The organism is Emticicia aquatica (assembly GCF_923079645.1).
In the GTDB taxonomy this organism is placed as follows: domain Bacteria; phylum Bacteroidota; class Bacteroidia; order Cytophagales; family Spirosomataceae; genus Emticicia; species Emticicia aquatica.
The window spans coordinates 961,045-979,950 of the sequence record NZ_CAKLPY010000002.1 but is presented as its reverse complement, the minus strand read 5'-3'; the positions used below and the strand labels follow the sequence as shown (position 1 = coordinate 979,950).

The 18,906-nt window shown below is 35.3% G+C and carries 12 protein-coding genes; 10 read left to right on the top strand and 2 right to left on the bottom strand.

What is annotated here, in order from left to right:
• Positions 1-301: 301 nt before the first annotated feature.
• From mutL to MJQ71_RS13760, 6 genes are all read left to right on the top strand, one after another.
• Positions 302-2,194: a DNA mismatch repair endonuclease MutL gene (gene mutL / locus MJQ71_RS13785; RefSeq protein WP_238807209.1), complete on the top strand. Its 1,893-nt coding sequence runs from the start codon at positions 302-304 to the stop codon at positions 2,192-2,194.
• A 58-nt stretch (positions 2,195-2,252) separates the two neighbouring features.
• Positions 2,253-2,891, top strand: coding sequence for a rhomboid family intramembrane serine protease (locus MJQ71_RS13780; RefSeq protein ID WP_238807208.1), 639 nt, complete (start codon positions 2,253-2,255; stop codon positions 2,889-2,891).
• A gap of 2 nt (positions 2,892-2,893) precedes the next feature.
• Entirely contained in the window at positions 2,894-3,802 is a 909-nt protein-coding gene (locus MJQ71_RS13775) for a rhomboid family protein (protein WP_238807207.1), read from the top strand.
• A 243-nt stretch (positions 3,803-4,045) separates the two neighbouring features.
• Positions 4,046-5,977 carry a 1-deoxy-D-xylulose-5-phosphate synthase gene (dxs, locus tag MJQ71_RS13770; RefSeq protein WP_238807206.1) on the top strand — a complete coding sequence of 644 codons (1,932 nt, stop codon included), beginning with the start codon at positions 4,046-4,048 and terminating at the stop codon, positions 5,975-5,977.
• Between the two features lie 130 nt (positions 5,978-6,107).
• Positions 6,108-8,951, top strand: coding sequence for an excinuclease ABC subunit UvrA (gene uvrA, locus MJQ71_RS13765; RefSeq protein ID WP_238807205.1), 2,844 nt, complete (start codon positions 6,108-6,110; stop codon positions 8,949-8,951).
• 204 nt (positions 8,952-9,155) lie between these two features.
• Complete coding sequence (locus MJQ71_RS13760) at positions 9,156-10,145, top strand: sterol desaturase family protein (protein WP_238807204.1); 990 nt, start codon at positions 9,156-9,158, stop codon at positions 10,143-10,145.
• Between the two features lie 17 nt (positions 10,146-10,162).
• Here MJQ71_RS13760 and MJQ71_RS13755 read toward each other — a convergent pair whose 3' ends face one another.
• Both MJQ71_RS13755 and MJQ71_RS13750 read right to left on the bottom strand, forming a co-directional pair.
• The gene (locus MJQ71_RS13755) at positions 10,163-11,467 is read right to left on the bottom strand and encodes a D-alanyl-D-alanine carboxypeptidase/D-alanyl-D-alanine-endopeptidase (RefSeq protein WP_238807203.1); all 1,305 of its coding nucleotides are present in this window, start codon (positions 11,465-11,467) and stop codon (positions 10,163-10,165) included.
• A gap of 115 nt (positions 11,468-11,582) precedes the next feature.
• The gene (locus MJQ71_RS13750) at positions 11,583-14,264 is read right to left on the bottom strand and encodes a T9SS type A sorting domain-containing protein (RefSeq protein WP_238807202.1); all 2,682 of its coding nucleotides are present in this window, start codon (positions 14,262-14,264) and stop codon (positions 11,583-11,585) included.
• Positions 14,265-14,521: 257 nt separating this feature from the next.
• Between MJQ71_RS13750 and MJQ71_RS13745 the strand changes: the two genes are divergently transcribed.
• The 4 genes from MJQ71_RS13745 to MJQ71_RS13730 are packed head-to-tail and all read left to right on the top strand — an operon-like array spanning position 14,522 to position 18,902.
• On the top strand, positions 14,522-16,426 hold the full coding sequence (locus MJQ71_RS13745) for a RecQ family ATP-dependent DNA helicase (RefSeq protein ID WP_238807201.1): 1,905 nt from the start codon (positions 14,522-14,524) through the stop codon (positions 16,424-16,426).
• Between the two features lie 57 nt (positions 16,427-16,483).
• Positions 16,484-16,966, top strand: coding sequence for a cyclic pyranopterin monophosphate synthase MoaC (gene moaC / locus MJQ71_RS13740; protein WP_238807200.1), 483 nt, complete (start codon positions 16,484-16,486; stop codon positions 16,964-16,966).
• Complete coding sequence (locus MJQ71_RS13735; protein WP_238807199.1) at positions 16,963-17,523, top strand: NTP transferase domain-containing protein; 561 nt, start codon at positions 16,963-16,965, stop codon at positions 17,521-17,523. Before moaC ends, MJQ71_RS13735 begins: the two co-directional genes overlap by 4 nt.
• 20 nt (positions 17,524-17,543) lie before the next feature.
• Positions 17,544-18,902: a T9SS type B sorting domain-containing protein gene (locus MJQ71_RS13730; protein ID WP_238807198.1), complete on the top strand. Its 1,359-nt coding sequence runs from the start codon at positions 17,544-17,546 to the stop codon at positions 18,900-18,902.
• Positions 18,903-18,906 lie beyond the last annotated feature (4 nt).

The window sequence follows — 18,906 nt, the reverse complement described above, 5'->3', positions numbered from 1 at the left end:
CTCAAAGGGTTAGAATGTTTGAAGGGAAACACATTAGCTAAACAGAAAAGTTCAAAAGTTGAAGTAAGGTTTTTTTAGAAAGTTACTTAATCATATGTCAAAAATGTATGATGTCTGGGATGAAAAGCTTGGGAAATTAAGTTTTTATAAAAAAAAGAAAGATTATTCAATGATTTCCCCTTGAAAAACAACAAATTTGCACCAAACGAACAGTTTTCGATTTTAAGATGTTTACAGTAATAAGATAAATTGACTTTTTTGGTTAATTTTCACCATTACTTCGCTTTTTATATTTATACCAATGCTTGATATAATTCATTTACTACCCGACTCAATAGCTAATCAGATTGCGGCAGGAGAGGTTGTGCAGCGACCAGCTTCGGTGGTGAAAGAACTTTTGGAAAATTCAATAGATGCTCGTGCAAATAATATACAATTAATTGTCAAAGATGCGGGTCGTACCCTTATTCAAGTAATTGATGATGGTATGGGAATGTCGGCAACTGATGCTCGAATGAGTTTTGAACGACATGCTACTTCTAAAATCCGAACAGCCGATGACCTTTTCTCTATCCTTACGATGGGTTTTCGAGGTGAAGCATTGGCTTCAATTGCGGCCATTGCTCAAGTTGAAGTGCGTAGTCGACGCATGATTGATGAAATTGGTACGTTGATTCGGGTTGAAGGCTCGGAAGTGAAAACACAAGAATCAGTTTCTTGTCCGAAAGGAACGAATTTCCAAGTAAAAAACCTCTTTTTCAATGTTCCTGCTCGCAGAAATTTCTTGAAGTCAAATCCAGTAGAAATGAAACACGTATTGGATGAATTTCAGCGTGTGGCACTGGCTCATCCTGATATCGCTTTTACGTTATATCACAATGATGTGGAAGTGTATAACCTTCCTACTGGAAAATTGAGCAAACGAATTGTTGATATTTTTGGAAAAACTTACCGTGAACAATTAGCCAATTGTGAAGAAGAAACACCTTTTGTCAATATCTCGGGTTATGTTGGAAAGCCAGAATCAGCAAAAAAAGGTCGAGGAGAGCAGTTTTTCTTCGTCAATAAGCGATTTATCAAACATAATTATCTGCATCATGCGGTACTAAGTGCTTTTGAAGCAACAATTCCCGAAGGTAGTAGCCCATTTTATGTGCTATTTATTGAAATCGACCCTTCGCATGTTGATGTTAATATTCATCCGACCAAAACGGAAATAAAATTTGATGATGAGCGTGCTGTTTATGCCATTATTAGGTCGGCAGTGCGAAGAGCGATTGGTGTTTATAACCTCACGCCAACGATTGATTTTGATTCAGATATTAATTTTGGAAATTTGACATCGACAAGTCGTTTCAGTGATTCTCCAAACCCGATGAGTTCTTCATTTTCTGGTTTAAACGATTTTGAAAATGCCAATTCTCAGCAAAACTCTTATCATCCACCTAAAGAAGATTCTTATCGAGAAAAAGTAAATTCTGAAAACTGGCGAAAACTATTTGATGGTTTAGAAAGTTTCAAACCCAATAATCAAGCAAACCTGAATTTTGAATCCGAGCCAATGACCATGGGCAGTAAAGCCAATGATATTTCGGATGAAGGAAGGAGGATTGCAGAAATTCAGGAAATCAGTGCGATTCAGGTGCAAAATCGTTTTATTGTAGCTCAGGCTAAAAGCGGATTAATGCTTATTGACCAACGAGCAGCTTATGAGCGAATTTTGTATGAAAAATATTTTAATAATTTACAGAATAAAAAATCGTTTACACAGCAATTACTTTTTCCAAAAGTAGTTGATTTACTGCCTGCTGATTTTCAGCTGGTCATGGAGATACAAGATGAAATCAAGGCTTTAGGGTTTTCATTTGAGGAGTTTGGGCAGCATACAATTAAAATAAATGGCGTGCCGCCCGAAGTACAAGAAGAAAATGAAAGAGAGATTTTTGAAGGATTGGTTCAGCAATTCAAAACAAATCAAGCTGATTTGAAATTGGACAGACTTGAAAATGTGGCTCGTTCATTCTCGAAACGTTCTTCTTCTAAATACATGGGAGAATTATCAAAAATTGAGATAAACTTGTTGATTCATCAGCTATTTGAAACAGCCGTGCCAAGTTATACACCCAATGGCGAACCAATAATGACAATTTTATCGTTAGAACAATTAGCTGAATTGTTGAGCAAAAAGTATTAACGAATCTTTTTTTTATACAGATTTCAGTTATTAACCCGCATTATCGACTTTAAAAATTATGTTTCAAGTTACACCGATTGTTCGTAACTTATTGATGGCAAACATTGCCGTTTATTTGGTAGGAAGTTTTTTGAGAATTGACCTCGCCGCCACATTTGGCTATCACACATTTTCGATGCATGAAATGGGTTTATTTAACCCAATACAGATTTTTACGTATATGTTTCTGCACGCAAACTCAGGACATATTTTTAGTAATATGTTTGGTTTATTTATGTTTGGGCCAATGCTGGAGAGATTTTTGGGAGGCAAACGCTTTTTGATTTTATACATTGTATCTGGAGTTGGAGCTTGTTTGTTGCATGGAAGTATAAATTTGTACGAAATTTCAAAATTTTCCATTGATTCACCCGAATACACCATGATGATGAGCGGCTCAATGGTTGGTGCATCAGGAGCGATATTTGGTATTTTAGGAGCTTTTGCAAGATTATTTCCTAATACTGAAATGATAATTTTTCCTCTGCCAATACCAGTAAAAGCAAAATATTTAGTATCTTTATATACTCTTTTTGAAATTTTCTCTGGAGTATATAATGTTATGCCAGGTGTTGCTCATTTTGCACACATCGGTGGCCTAATTTTTGGTATATTATTAATTAATTATTGGAACAAGAAAAAGGATAGATTTTATTAATAGTGGCAAGTTTAATTGACGACATAAAGAATCCTTTTAGAAAAGGCAACACGTTAGTGCAGTTGATGCTTATTAACGTTGGGGTATTCCTGTCTTTAATTTTATTAGGTTTTATATTTTCTTTTACTCCAAAAGGAGAAATTATCAACAAAGCAATTACTGATAATTTTGAGCTGATAGCTCCTGTAAGGCAATTTATTTGGAAACCTTGGACATTAATAACTTATGCCTTTACGCACTATGGTTTCTTGCATTTGCTTTTCAATATGCTAACTTTATTTTGGTTTGGTACTTTGGTGCAGGAGTTCATTGGAAGCAGAAAACTATTAAATATTTATATTATTGGAGGCTTAGTTAGTGGCCTTGTTTATGTGGCTATTTATAACCTTCTTGCTCTTTCACCTCAACTGAACAATATTAGTCCAACTATTTTGGGAGCATCAGCGGCAGTTTATGCGGTAATGTTTGCGGCGGTTGCTTTACTTCCCGAATACGAATTTTATTTGTTTGGTATCATTCTAATCAAGATACGTTACATTGCTTGGTTTTTCTTGATATTATCATTTATTGTACCAAGTAGCGGTATTTCTCATTTAGGAGGAGCTTTGGCGGGCTATTCTTACATTTATTTACTACGAAAAGGGGTTGATTTAGGAAGTCCAATTGAATCAATGGCTGATTGGTGGGGAAGCCTTTGGCGACCAAAACCTCAAATGAAAATTCCACAGAGAAAATACAGTGAATCTACGGTTGCGAGTAAAGGTAGTAATAATGCAAGTCTTGACCCGAATTATTTTCCTGACCAAGATGAAGTCGATGCAATACTTGATAAAATTGGAAAATCAGGTTACGAAAGTCTCACAAAAGAAGAAAAACAAAAACTCTATCGAGCAAGCCAAAAGAAAGATTGATAAAAAAGCTCATACATTTAAAGCTTTATTTTAGACGTCATTGTCAAAAAAATTGAGGTTTATTTTGCGAAAATGTTTTTGAAATATCTATATATTTGACATTCAAACCGAATGGGTTTGTGTATTTAATCGACTGTTGATTATTGCTTACGAGTTATATACGTAATTTTTTTCTTCAGAATCGAACAATTTTAACTTTGTTCAGTTTTAAAAAGACAATCTACCTCTAATTGGTAAAAAGATATGCTTATAATACCCGGTGAAATTCTGAAAGACATTAACTTTCCTGCGGATTTAAAAAAAGTTGAGCGAACAAAGCTTCCGCAAATTGCTGATGAACTTCGTCAATACATTATCGATACAGTTTCAGTTTATGGTGGGCATTTTAGTTCGAGTTTAGGTGTAGTCGAACTGACAGTAGCCTTACATTATGTGTTTAATACACCTGACGACCAGTTGGTTTGGGATGTAGGACACCAAGCTTATGGGCATAAAATATTGACAGGTAGGAGAGATAAATTTCATACAAATAGGTTTTACGGAGGGATTTCGGGTTTTCCCAAAAGAAAAGAAAGTGAATTTGATACTTTTGGTGTTGGTCATTCATCGACTTCAATTTCGGCAGCCTTAGGAATGGCTGTTGGGTCGAATATTAATGGCGAACCCAAACGCCAACATATTGCTATTATTGGTGATGGTTCAATGACCGCAGGTATGGCTTTTGAAGGAATGAACCACGCAGGAGCAATGAAAGATGCGAATGTGCTGATTATTCTGAATGATAATTGCATGGCAATTGACCCAAATGTAGGTGCTTTGAAAGAATATCTAACTGATATTACTACCTCAAAAACTTACAATAACGTTAAGGAAGATATTTGGCAATTACTCGGCAAAATGAGTACATTCGGCACAAGTGCTAGAAAAATTGTTGCTAAAGTAGAAAATGCTATGAAAGGAGCTTTGCTGAGCCAAAGTAATTTCTTTGAAGCGTTGAATCTTCGTTATTTTGGCCCGATTGACGGACATGATATAGACCATTTGGTAAGTGTTTTAGAAGATTTAAAGCATATTCCTGGCCCAAAAATCCTGCATTGTTTGACTGTTAAAGGAAAAGGTTACGCACCTGCTGAAAAAGACCAAACTAAATGGCACGCACCAGGGCTTTTTGATAAAGTGACAGGTATTATTCAAAAAAAGGTTTATGACAAACCAATGCCACCCAAATACCAAGATGTTTTTGGTAATACAATCGTAGAATTAGCAGAGAAAAATGATAAAATAGTAGGTGTAACGCCTGCCATGCCGTCGGGTTCGTCGTTGAATATTATGATGAAAGCCATGCCCGACCGTGCTTTTGATGTTGGTATTGCCGAACAGCACGCTGTTACGTTTTCGGCTGGAATGGCCACCCAAAATCTGGTAGTTTATTGTAATATTTACTCAACTTTTATGCAACGTGCTTATGACCAAGTAATTCATGACGTTTGTTTACAACAACTACCTGTTATTTTTTGCCTTGACCGTGCTGGTTTTGCGGGAGCAGATGGCCCTACGCATCATGGTGCGTATGATATTGCTTACATGAGGTGTATTCCGAATATGGTTGTTGCGTCTCCAATGAATGAAGAAGAGTTACGAAACATGATGTTTACATTTCAGTTAGACGAAATTCAAAAACTTAAAACAGCATTCACGATTCGCTATCCTAGAGGAGAGGGTGTGATGCCAGATTGGAAAAGGCCTTTCCAAAAAATTGAAATCGGGAAGGGTAAAAAGATAAAAGATGGTGAAGAAGTAGCCATTTTGACGATTGGTCATATTGGAAATTATGCAGTCAAAGCTTGTGAAATATTAGAAAAAGAAGGCTTAAATCCAGCTCATTATGACTTGCGATTTGTAAAACCTTTGGATGAAATGATGTTGCATGAAGTTTTTCAAAAATTCGACCGCGTAATCACCGTTGAGGATGGTTGTTTACAAGGTGGAATGGGAAGTGCGGTTATTGAATTCATGATTGATAATGGTTATTCAGCGAAAGTAAAGCGTTTGGGTATTCCTGACCGAATTGTTGAACACGGAGAGCAATTGGAATTACACCATGAGTGTGGTTTTGACCCAGAAGGGATTGCTAACGCTGTTAGAGAATTTTCGGAAGCATCAGTTTTGTTATAGATTTTTATAGTATCGTATCTAATAAGTTTAAAAGCCGTAGCATTGTGTTTTCACAGGCTACGGCTTTTAATTTTTCTGAACCACCAACACGCTTTTTTCGTTATCTTTGTATAAAAAAACGGCGTAAATAGTGAGCAATAAAAAATTGAATGATGTTGACCTAACGGGTTACGAACAAATTGAAGTATTAGGGGCAAGAGAACACAACCTCAAGAATATTGATGTAATTATTCCAAGAAATAAATTGGTTGTAATTACTGGAATTTCAGGTAGTGGGAAATCTTCTTTAGCATTCGATACAATTTATGCCGAAGGCCAACGTCGCTACATGGAAAGCTTTTCAGCCTATGCCCGTAGTTTTATTGGTAATATGGAGCGTCCGGATGTTGATAAAATCAATGGACTTTCGCCCGTAATATCAATAGAACAGAAAACTACGTCTAAAAATCCTCGCTCAACCGTTGGAACTACCACCGAAATCTACGATTTTTTGCGTCTATTTTTTGCTCGTGCTGGCGAAGCCTTTAGTTATATTACTGGCAATAAAATGGTTAAGCAAACACAAGACCAAATTATTGACCAAATTCTACAACAATTTGAAAATCAGAAAGTTACCTTACTTGCTCCAGTCGTCAAAGGACGTAAAGGACATTATCGTGAACTTTTCGTGCAGATTGCAAAACTTGGTTATAATAAAGTGCGAGTTGATGGCGAGGTTTTGGAAATTAATCCAAAAATGCAACTCGACCGTTACAAAATTCACGATATTGAAATTGTTATCGACAGAGTTATTCCGAAAATTGCAGACCGTTATCGCCTGAGTCAATCGGTTGGAACGGCTCTAAAGCAAGGAAAAGGCTCAATGATGCTTTTAGATACGACAAATAATACGCAATATTTTTCGCAAAACCTGACTGACCCCGAATCGGGGATTTCCTACGAAGACCCTTCACCCAATAGTTTTTCGTTCAATTCTCCTTATGGAGCTTGCCCTACTTGTAATGGACTTGGAACAGTAGAGGAAATTACTGAAGAATCAATCATTCCTGATAAAACATTGAGCATCAGTCGTGGAGGAATTGCACCATTAGGCGAATTTCGTGATTTATGGATTTTCAAGCAAATTGATGTAATCTTGAAGGCTTATAAGTCAAATATTTCAACGCCAATTGATAAAATCCCTGAAGAAGCCTTAAAAACGATTCTTTATGGAAGTGACACACCGCTACCTGTTCCATCAAAAAAATATCCTGGAACAGAATGGAATACAACTTTTGAAGGTGTTATTACTTTTTTGAAACGTCAACAAGATTCCGATAATGACAAAATTCAGGATTGGGTACGAGATTATTTAGTTATTAAAACTTGTCCAGATTGCGAAGGTTTTAGGCTAAAAAAAGAGTCGTTAAATTTTAAAATAGCTGAACGGAATATTGCCGAATTAGCGGAAATGGATATTCGGGAAATTGCAGAATGGTTTAGTGATTTAGAAAATTGTTTGACCGACCGCCAGAATCTGATTGCTAAAGAGATATTGAAAGAAATACGTAAACGAATTGGCTTTTTGATGGGAATTGGCTTGGATTATCTAACATTGAATCGTCCGTTGCGAACGCTTTCTGGGGGAGAATCTCAACGTATTCGCTTAGCTACTCAAATCGGTACGCAATTGGTCGGTGTTTTATACATCATGGATGAACCAAGTATTGGTTTACATCAAAGAGATAATGTAAAGTTGATTCAAGCATTAAAAGATTTGCGAGATTTAGGTAATACGGTTTTGGTTGTTGAGCATGACAAAGATATGATGCTTGAATCGGATTATATTTTAGATATTGGCCCTGGAGCAGGCCGACATGGTGGAAGTATTGTGGGACACGGCACTCCAACAGAATTTCTGAAAAATAACAGTATTACATCTGATTATTTGAGTGGAAGAGCAAATATTGAAATTCCAAAAGAGCGAAGAAAAGGCAATGGAAATTACTTGATAATCAAGGGAGCAACGGGGCATAACTTAAAAAATGTTACGTTGAAATTGCCTTTGGGAAAAATGATTTGTATCACAGGAGTGAGTGGAAGTGGGAAGTCATCGTTGATTCACGAAACGCTATTTCCAGTATTAAATAAATATTTTTATCATTCAAAAAGAGAACCGTTAGCCCATAAATCAATAGAAGGGCTAGAGTTTTTGGATAAAGTTATTGAAGTTGACCAAAGCCCAATTGGAAGAACGCCAAGAAGTAATCCTGCAACTTATACAGGAATGTTTTCAGAAATAAGGACACTTTTTGCCGAACTTCCTGAAGCAAAAATTAGAGGTTACAAACCAGGCCGTTTTTCGTTTAACGTAAAAGGCGGGCGTTGTGAAGATTGTGAAGGTGCTGGAATGAAGAAAATAGAAATGGAATTCCTTCCAGATGTACACGTTGCTTGCGAAACGTGCAAAGGCAAACGCTTTAATCGTGAAACGTTGGAGGTTCGGTACAAAGGAAAATCTATTGCAGATATTCTTGATATGACTGTTGAGCAGGCAGTAGAGTTTTTTGAAAGTATTCCAAAAATCAATCGGAAAGTACAGATTTTAAACGAGGTTGGTTTAGGTTATATTACGCTTGGCCAACATGCAACTACGCTTTCGGGTGGAGAAGCACAAAGAGTTAAATTAGCCGAAGAACTATCTAAAAAAGATACAGGAAAAACAATATATATTCTTGATGAGCCTACAACTGGCTTGCATTTTAAGGATATTCAAAAACTTCTTGAAGTATTACAAAAGTTAGCCAATAAGGGTAATACTGTTTTAATTATTGAGCATAATCTTGATGTTATTAAAGTTTCTGACCACGTCATTGATATTGGTCCAGAGGGAGGAAATAAAGGAGGAAGCATTGTTGCCGAAGGTACACCTGAGCAAGTTGCCAAGGTAAAAGGCAGTTATACTGGTTTCTTTTTGAACCACGAATTGAAATAAATTGCTACTTTTTTAATATTAAAGAAATTTAATGTCGAGTATTGCAACCTTTTGATATTAAAAAAAGTCTTAAATATGATAGCATATTTATGTCAAGTTCTAACCAGAACACTATTAAAAAGATAAATTGATTAATGATATAATCAATAATTTACTACTTCAAAGGAGTATTGAAGTAACAAAACCACTTAAAAAATTACCTACATGCCTTTTTTTAGAGATATTTTTAATGAATTAGTTATTTTTTTTAGAGTTGGCGGATTATTAGACGTACTACAATCAGGCAATTACAGAGCATTTTTAACAATTGATGGATTATTAGCTATTCTTTCACCTTTAGCACCAATTATTATCATTTTTGAAGTTTTATGGTTATTGGCTGTCAATCGTTTTAGAAAAGAAAGTTATAAAGTTCCATTTTTAATAATTGTAGTAAATCGTATTTTAAGTCGACTTATTGGCGTTTCTGTCTTACTAATTTGTATTGGTATTTTTCAAAAATATGCAATTATTCAGACAACGCTAACTTGGTATTGGTTCATTTATGGGTATCTTGTTTATGAACTAAATAACTATATTCGTCATTATTTGACTCATAAAATTCGGTTTTTGTGGTGTTTTCACTCGGTTCATCATTCTTCCGAAGACTTAAATTCTTCAATTACGCTCACTACTTTTTTTATAGAAAATATCTATACTGAAATTTTTGCAGCAACTTTTTGTATGCTACTTGGTCTTCAACCAATCATGTTTTTTGCAATCATGATTATTGATAGTATTTGGGGGGCATTTGTACATATAAGCGAAAGTTCGATGAAAAATGGAAGACTTGGGTTTTTAGAAAAATTTATTCTGACGCCTTCACACCATCGAGTACATCATGGCCGTAATCACTTGTATATGGATACGAATTTCTGTTCTATTATAAATATTTGGGATATTATATTTAGAACATATCAAAAAGAAGACGTGGAAGAACCGATTGATTTTGGCATTACAAGAGAAATGGATTCAAATAGTTTTACAGATGTCTATTTTGGTGAACTAATTGATTTGTGGAAAGATGTTGTTGCAGCTCCAGGTATTAAAAACAAACTAGCGTACATATTTATGCCTCCAGGTTGGAGTCATACGGGAGAATACCATACGGCTAGTTCATTAAGAAACGAAGCTCTTAATTCAAAGAAAAAATAACAAAAGGGAGTAATTATTTACTCCCTTTCTCGTACCTGTAAAAGTATTTTTTCGACTTCTCTACGTATTTGCGAGGTGGGTTTTGTGAAGTTATTATTCATCAGACTAAATAATAACGTTTTGCCTTTTTTTGTAATGATGTATCCACTAAGGTTATAAACTCCACCTAAAGAGCCAGATTTAGCAAAAATAAATGGCTTTTCTTCTGTTTTGTACAAATTCTTTATCGTTCCAGATTTTCCGCCTGTTGCTAAAATCGAAAAAAGTTTTTCTTCGGGTATTGAAGCGTGTATTTTTTCGAGTAGCTTAATGATTGAGCGAGGCGTAAACAAATTATATCGTGATAGCCCCGAACCATCAACCCATTTGGGAGCATCTGGTAAATCTTGCAGGTGGTTTTGGATAATAGATTTAATGGCAAAAGATGAATTAATAGAATCTTTTAAGGTTGCTCCACAAAGTAGCAATAACTGTTCTGCAAGCATATTATCACTTTCCTGCATCATTACACGATAAACATCTTCGGAAGCCATACTATAAATCGTTTTTGCATTGGCTGAAACGGGTATATTTAGTAAACTTACATTTTTGCGAAGTGTATCAATAAGCAATTGTTGCGTTAATGCGGTTGATGTTTTATATGGAATATCTTGTTGATAATCAGGTTTTTGTAAAAGTGATTGTGGGAATAAAAATTGGTTGTCGGCCACAGTTCGTTTGATATAACTACCTTTTTCTTTTTTATAAAAACTGTTTGTGAAAATACTAGGTTGTGGTTTTAGTTGGCCATTGTCGACTTTTATTCTTACTATATTTCCGTACATTGGCAATGGAGATAATTCGGGCGAATAATAATCATTGTAATCATCCCAAGACCAGCCTTCACCGAAGTATTCATTGGTAAAGTTTCCATCAGAAAAATAAAAATATTTGCTGTTTTTGTATGTTTTCAAAAACTCAAAAGTTTTTGTGTTCTTTAAATCTGGGTGAAAAAGAGTAGGGTCGCCAGTTCCCCAAAAAATCAAAGAGTCACTTTTTATTTCGTATCTTAAAGCAGGAATTGAGTCACCGAGTGTTTTAATACTAGCATAAAAAGTAAATAATTTAGTATTAGAAGCTGGAGTAAAATATCGATTAGCATTTCGTTCAAAAATCATTTTTTGTTCACCCAAATCATATAAAGCCATGCCAGTTATGCTTTGAGAAAAAACACTTGAAGAATCAATCATTTTGGCATAAGGTGAGCGGCTAGCTATGTTTTGAGTTGTTTTACAAGAAATACCCAAAAAAGCAAACAGAACTACTACTAAGAATTTACGCATATTTTATCTTTGATTTATAGGACACGAATCTACATAAATTTATACAAATTAAAAAGCGTCCTTTTTCGGTTAGAAAAAAGACGCTTTCCAAATAAAAGTTTTGAGTTAAAAACTACTATTTATTGACTACAAACCGCTTTACGATGATACCTGTATCTGTATATAATCTTACGATATAAGAACCTGTTGTGAAATCACTTAGGTCTATTTTTTGGTTAAAAGTATTGATATCGGTGAGATATTCTCTATCCATCATTTTTACACCTTTAGAGCTAATTACTTCCATTTTAACACGGCCAGGTTTTGCCAAACTCGTGGTTATTTGTATCTCATCAGGACTAGGATTCGGCGAAAGCGTCATTGCTTTTTCGGCTACTTGTTCGGTTGCCAAAATTGGTGGTGGTGGCGGTACCTGAACTTGAAGATTATCAATAACCCAACCCCAACCGTAAGTTAATTCATCAGCAAATAATCTAAAACGAATTAGAATAATGTCTCCACCAACAAAATCGCCACTAGCTAGCATTTTTATGGTTCTTCTCTTGAAAAGTGCAGATGTTGCTGTTCCCTTTGAATCAGAAGATTGATAGCTTTTTCCATCGGCACCGATGAAACTTCCTTCTACGCCACTACTATTAAATGCTTTTGTCCAACTAGCATCAGCACTTGCATCATAACCATCTTCAAAAGAAACCCAACTTGCACCACCATCATAAGAGCCTTCAACAACCACATAATCATAAAAGTCGACATCTCCGTACACAGAACCATCAGCACCTGGTTCAACTAATGCAACTTCATCGAATGTAATTGTAGCAGAATCTAATTCTTGTTTTAATTCGACAGGGTATCTAAGCAATGCAATTGTATTAGATTGCAAATCTTCATTTCCACCATTTTTGTAAGGATGTGCAGAATGCAATGCCCCATTTGTGAAACCTGTTGGTTGTGCTACTCCCCAGCCACCAATTGTAGCAAAATCATCGGTAGTTGCATCAAACATATTAGAATAAACCTTGATTGGGTTTTGTGTTTTCAAATCACTCACTACAAATTCAAAATAATCTGGAGTTGCAGTAACATTTGTTCCTGGCGTATTGAAATATGCCGGGAGAACGGTTTTGTTTTTATTTTTCGATTTATCAATAGCTACGATTCGATAAAGTACTCTATCGTTGAGTTTCAAACTACCAAATGGACTTTTAGCTAAAAATGCAAATATGTCATTTCGTCCTTGTGAATAAGCTTTGTCGTCAGTTGCTACATTGTATCTTTTTAAACCAAATGGTTTTTGTTCAATGCCATTTATTTTGTATTCAACATAAGCGGTATCGATGCCATGTTCAAAGTTATCTTCAATATTGGCAAATACATCGGGAGTTGAACTGGATGAAATAACCGTAGGTGGATTAGTTGTTACAAATGGAGAAGATACATCTTCATTGCCAACACTAAATCCGTAATAACCCTTTGTTGGGGCTTCAGCAGGTACTGTATTTTTTCGTTTATAATTGTCTTCAACTACTAAATAATAACGGATAACAGAAGGCGATTTTGTGATTGGAACATCAACCGAATATTCGTCGGTTGTACCAATTCTTTTGAGTTCAATCGCTTTTGCATTAGTTATTGTATCATTTTCTGTATAATACAATTTTGCACTTCCTGTAACGAGTGTGGTATCGCTTGTAATAGTTGCTTTAATGGTTACTTTACTGACTTGATTTTCAATATTTTTAACTCTCGAATGTACCATTGAAGTCCCTTTCCAACCCATATCAGCAAACATTCCTTTTACAAGCGGTCCTGGGTCTCTGATTACTTCACGAAGACTCGCTCCTGCAGTCATTAATGAATTAATATTTCCTGATGGATAAGAAGCATCATTAACGTGTGAAATACTAGAGCCTTGCTCATACGTTATTGGAGCATAAATTCGTGGTTTTTCTCCACTTTTAATAGCTGTTGGACTATTGAAAAACAAATTATCACTTAACAATTCTTGGCGAAGAGCATTTGAAGAATTAGGAAAACTTGTCGTATTAAGGAGCTGTTGCGTAGAACCATTTTCTAAAAAATGGTCATATATAAAAGGAGAGCCTGTACCATATCCCCAAACCCCATTATTTCCACTAACCCGCATCGAAGAGGTAAATCCTAGACCGTGGCAGAGTTCGTGTAGAACAACCGATGTAAAGTCAAATTGATTAGAAGGAGGAGCCGCAACGCCCAAATACCAAGGAGCTGAACTGTTAAATTCGGCAGTAATATCTGGTTCATTGATAGAGTTAAGTTCTTGTCCCGCAATTTTTTCAGCTAAAGCAATTGGGTACCAAGTAGATGCCCTTTGTTGTCCAGGAAAATTTCTTGTGAAATCAGCAGGAGAAGCTTGTCCCAAAATTGTCCCACCATTTGAGCCACCTTCAATTGTCCGCCAAGTGGCTGTAATACGAATCGGAACTGGCGAGCTGATGAGATTTGCCCATATATCAACGGCTGCTTGAAATGATTTTTGGGCAGCAGGAGAAAATCCATTATAGGTAACAATAAAAGTCGTTTTAGCGGCAGTTCCACGAGCTTTTTGCCCTTTCAATGCTTCTTCAACCTCTTTTGCCATTGGTACATAAGTATTGGCATCTTCAAAAACCCCTGGACAAACAATCATTTTGCCCTTCATAAACTCAATTTTATCGGGGTTCGATTGAGCGAGTTGTTCGTGGCGTGGTTTAGCCAATTTTTGAGCAAAAACTGACATCACCATCAAAAATAGTAAGCCAGAAAGGTAAATTTTTCTCATAATTTTTAGAGTTAATCGCCTGTTTGTCAGGGTCTTAAAAATATACGTAAATTGTTGTAATAGGGTTGCTTTCCAAATATTTCACAAGGTATCAAAACTAACGAAAAAACTTATACTTTTGTTGAACGAATCTTAATAAATAAAGATTAAAAGAACAATTTTGTCTATCAATGAACTAAACAAAATTGCAATATTTGTCTGTTTCAAAAATTTGCCCATCTATCTTTGTATGAAAGACGAAGATTCTACGATTAAAGATGCAAGCCCCTTTAGAAATATTACAAGAATTTTGGCAATATGACTCATTTCGGCCATTACAAGAAGAGATCATCGCTTCGGTATTGGCAGGAAAAGATACGCTCGCATTGATGCCCACAGGTGGAGGAAAATCAATTTGTTTTCAAGTACCAGCCATGGCAATGGAAGGGGTTTGTATCGTAATAACACCTTTGGTTGCTTTGATGAAAGACCAAGTGGAGCAGCTAAAACGTCGAGGAATTAAGGCCGCAGCTATTTACTCAGGAATGCACCGCAACGAAATAGATTATACATTAGATAATTTCATTTATGGCGATTTTAAGTTCCTTTACGTTTCGCCTGAAAGGTTGCTTACCGAAATCATGCAGGTTCGTACCAAATTAATGAAGGTTTGTTTACTCGTGGTTGACGAAGCTCATTGTATTTCACAATGGGGATATGATTTTCGTCCACCATATTTGAAAATTCCTGAGTTCAGAAAATTTATACCAAATGCTCCGATTATTGCCCTTACGGCAACTGCCACTAATGAAGCTCAACAGGATATTATTAGCAAACTTGAACTAAAAAAAACACAGGTTTTTCAACAAAGTTTTGCTCGACCTAATATTTCATATTCGGTTTTTTGTGAAGAAAGTAAAGAACGAAAACTTTTTGAAATCCTGCAAAAAGTACAAGGTTCTGCGATTGTTTATGTGCGAAGCCGACGCCGAACGAAAGAAATTTCTGATTGGCTCAATCGAAGTAAAGTTAGTGCTGATTTTTATCATGCTGGTCTTAGCAATCAAGAACGATTTAAGAAACAAGATGCTTGGCTGAAAAATCAGGTTAGAACAATAGTGGCCACGAATGCCTTTGGAATGGGAATCGACAAGCCTGACGTTCGAGTAGTGATACACCTTGACCTGCCCGAAAATCTCGAAGCCTATTACCAAGAATCAGGTCGTGCAGGTCGTGATGGGAAAAAAGCTTATGCTGTATTACTTTATTTTAAAGGCGATTTGGTAGACGTTTTTAAACAAACCGAACAAAAATATCCGCCAATCGAAAATCTCAAACGAGTTTATCAAGCTTTGGCAAATTACTACAAATTAGCGGTTGGTGGAGAAAACTTTGAAAGCTATGATTTTGATTTTCAGGACTTTATCGGCACTTTCGGACTTTCGGCTCACGAGACGCACAATGAACTAAAAAAACTTGAAGATGAAGGCTTGATACAACTCAGTGATGCTTATTACAGTCCCTCAAAATTGATTTTCAAGGTTGATAACCACGAATTGTATAATTTTCAGATAAAAACACCAAGCTATGATAAGTTCATAAAAACTTTACTGCGTATTTATGGCGGAGATTTATTTACAAGTTATGTAGCGATTTCGGAAAGTAACATTGGCAAATACTTTTTCGGAAGTGCTTCTGAAATTGAAAAAATGCTCGATTTTCTTCAACAAGTGGGCATTGTTACGTATCAAAAACAAAAAAATATTCCACAATTAACCTTTCTAACGGCTCGACAAGATGTTAATTATTTGACTATCAATGTTGAAGAAATGAAACGTAGAAAAAAACGAGACTTAGAAAAAGTGGCTTCAGTCGTACAGTTTGTGGAGGAAAATCGCCGATGCCGACAACAATTTCTTCAAGAATATTTTAATGAATATACAAATATTAACTGTGGAATTTGTGATAATTGTTTGAAACAAAAAAAACGAGAAGAACCAGTTCCATTAGAAATTTATGCAAAATATCGTCAAAAAATCTTAGAAATCATTCCTGCTTCAATTAATCAAGTAGTTGATTATCAGTTTTTTAACAATAAAGAGTTTGTTAAAGAAGTTATCCGTAAAATGATAGAAAACGAGGAAGTTGTATTTAGCGAATTAGGAATTTTACAAAAAAAATAGTTTGAAAACAGGAACGAGGCAACGTTTGAGCTTTGTTCGTCGTAACATAATAACAATATGACAAATTTTACGCACATAGATTCGGCTGGAAATCCATCAATGGTGGATGTTAGTGAAAAAGCAATTACACGCCGCACCGCCAAAGCAAGAAGCATCGTTATTTTGGATGATATTATTTTAGAAAGATTGGCGAATGATGAAATTCACACCAAAAAAGGTCCAGTTTTTCAGACTGCAATCATTGCGGGTGTAATGGCAGCCAAAAAAACAGGTGACTTGATTCCCCTTTGTCATCCTTTAGGATTAGAAAATTGTCAGATTGCTATTTTTTTAAATGAAAAACGAGAAATTATCATTGAATGTACTGCGTCGCTCACTGGTAAAACAGGCATCGAAATGGAAGCATTAACGGGTGCAAGCGTAGCTGCTTTAACGATTTATGATATGTGTAAGGCTTTTTCGCACAATATTATTATCAAAGAAACCCGATTGATTGAAAAAACTGGCGGGAAAAAAGACTTTAAATTAGAAGAGATTTGAACTGCTTGATTTTGATTGGCGGGAAAAGCTCTCGTATGGGAACTGACAAAAGTTTGCTCAATTATCATGGGAAATCGCAGCGAGCGTTTTTGTTTGACTTGGCTAAAAAATATTGTTCTGAAGTTTACTTTTCGGCAAGAGAAGAACAAATAATTGACGAAAAGACAATCATTGATAGTTATTCTTTTGGCCCAATTGGTGGAATTCTGTCGGCTTTTGAGAATAATAAAAATGTAGCTTGGCTCGTGATTGCGTGCGATATGCCTTTGGTAAATGAAGCAAGTTTTGAAATTTTGATTCAAAACAGAAATCCAGCAAAAATAGCGACTGCTTTTTTCAATCCAGAAAACAATGCTCCTGAACCGCTGTTTACCATTTATGAACCCAAAGCCTTAAATTTGCTTCTTGAATTTATAAAATTAGGTAATAGAAGTCCGAAAAAATTTTTGCAAAACACTGATATTCAGTTGGTTATGGTAAATAAAAGTCGTTTTTTGATAAACGTGAATACAAAGGAGGAATTTGAAAAAATGAAAAACAATTTGACAACCGAATAGGTTTTTATTTGATGAAGCTAATGCGATTACATATTGTTTTTTGGATATTTTTTTCATCAATCGCCTCATTCGGGCAAGCGTTGAACGACCAATGTTATGGCCCAAATATCGGTTCGGGGAGTTTATATGCCGAAAAAATGATTGGTTGTGTGCCGTTTACGCTTCATATCATTAAAACAGATTCGCAATCAATAGGACATAAATTTATTTATGATTATAAAGGTGGTTTTCCTGCAAATCAGACAGAAGAAAAAAGTTTTACTTACACAACTCCTGGTGCGTATAAAGTGATGCAAACTTCGTTCCGTAAGGATAATGGACAAGAATTAAGGGTTTGTGGAATTGTGACTGTTTTGGATACAAATAAGCTAATTGTGAAGCCTCAAATTTGTGGAAATAAAGTAAGTTTAGAGATAATTGATGGAAAAAAAGCGGGTTTATTACCTTATGATTTTTGTATAATTGACTGGGGAGATTCGTCACAACCCGAAAAAGTAAAACTTCCTTCAGCATTGGTTTCGCATAATTATGCTTCTAAAACTGACAAAACAATAACGATTACTGGGCGATATGAAGTCGATTTTTGTGCCACAACTACTTCAATTAATATCGTATTTCCGAAAGTAAACCAACCGCAAATTTCTATTCTCGAAAAATCAAATCAAGATAATTTTAGCCTAACTTTTAATAATTATTCGGGAGAAAAAGTAAATATTCTAGCCAATAACTCGATAATTGCTACAAAAAATGGTGAGGTAGGTCTGCAAAAAATATCTTTTACAAACGCAGCAAAAAATGTTTGTTATGCGATTCAAATGGCAAGTGCTTGTTTTCAAAATAATATTTCTAAAGAAATTTGTGACATTGATTTTGAAGTCATAGCAACCGAAACCGCCAACGAATTACATTGGAAACTACCACAATCTGTAACAATAAAAGGTTTTACGGTAGAAAAAAACACAGAAACCAAACTATCCACTCAAGGAGTTGTATATACTGATACTTTAATAAAATGTAATCAGCAAAATTGTTATCAAGTTCATTTTACTTCTAATGAGACATTATTTATTTCAGATAAAATTTGTGTCAAAAACACCTTGATTAGTTGTTTAATAAATTTGCCGCTTTACATTCCGCTGGCTTTTAGCCCAAATAATGATGGAATCAATGATACTTTTTTTGTGATTGGAGAAGGGGACAGATTTATCAGTTTGACGATTTACGACCAAAAAGGCAAATTAATAAAGGTTCTCACAAATCTGAATGAATCGTGGAATGGTGAAAATTATTTACCTGGAATTTATCCTTTTCTATTGAAAGCTACAAATATTGGCAACAATGAAGTAGAATTAATGGGAAAAGTTATGTTATTAAGATAAATTA

What these genes read in the sequence shown, in the direction of transcription:
- mutL (WP_238807209.1), top strand. Translation starts at nt 302, where the DNA reads ATGCTTGATATAATTCATTTACTACCCGACTCAATAGCTAATCAGATT.
- MJQ71_RS13780 (WP_238807208.1), top strand. Translation starts at nt 2,253, where the DNA reads ATGTTTCAAGTTACACCGATTGTTCGTAACTTATTGATGGCAAACATT.
- dxs (WP_238807206.1), top strand. Translation starts at nt 4,046, where the DNA reads ATGCTTATAATACCCGGTGAAATTCTGAAAGACATTAACTTTCCTGCG.
- MJQ71_RS13760 (WP_238807204.1), top strand. Translation starts at nt 9,156, where the DNA reads ATGCCTTTTTTTAGAGATATTTTTAATGAATTAGTTATTTTTTTTAGA.
- MJQ71_RS13755 (WP_238807203.1), bottom strand. Translation starts at nt 11,467, where the DNA reads ATGCGTAAATTCTTAGTAGTAGTTCTGTTTGCTTTTTTGGGTATTTCT.
- MJQ71_RS13750 (WP_238807202.1), bottom strand. Translation starts at nt 14,264, where the DNA reads ATGAGAAAAATTTACCTTTCTGGCTTACTATTTTTGATGGTGATGTCA.
- MJQ71_RS13745 (WP_238807201.1), top strand. Translation starts at nt 14,522, where the DNA reads ATGCAAGCCCCTTTAGAAATATTACAAGAATTTTGGCAATATGACTCA.
- moaC (WP_238807200.1), top strand. Translation starts at nt 16,484, where the DNA reads ATGACAAATTTTACGCACATAGATTCGGCTGGAAATCCATCAATGGTG.
- MJQ71_RS13730 (WP_238807198.1), top strand. Translation starts at nt 17,544, where the DNA reads ATGCGATTACATATTGTTTTTTGGATATTTTTTTCATCAATCGCCTCA.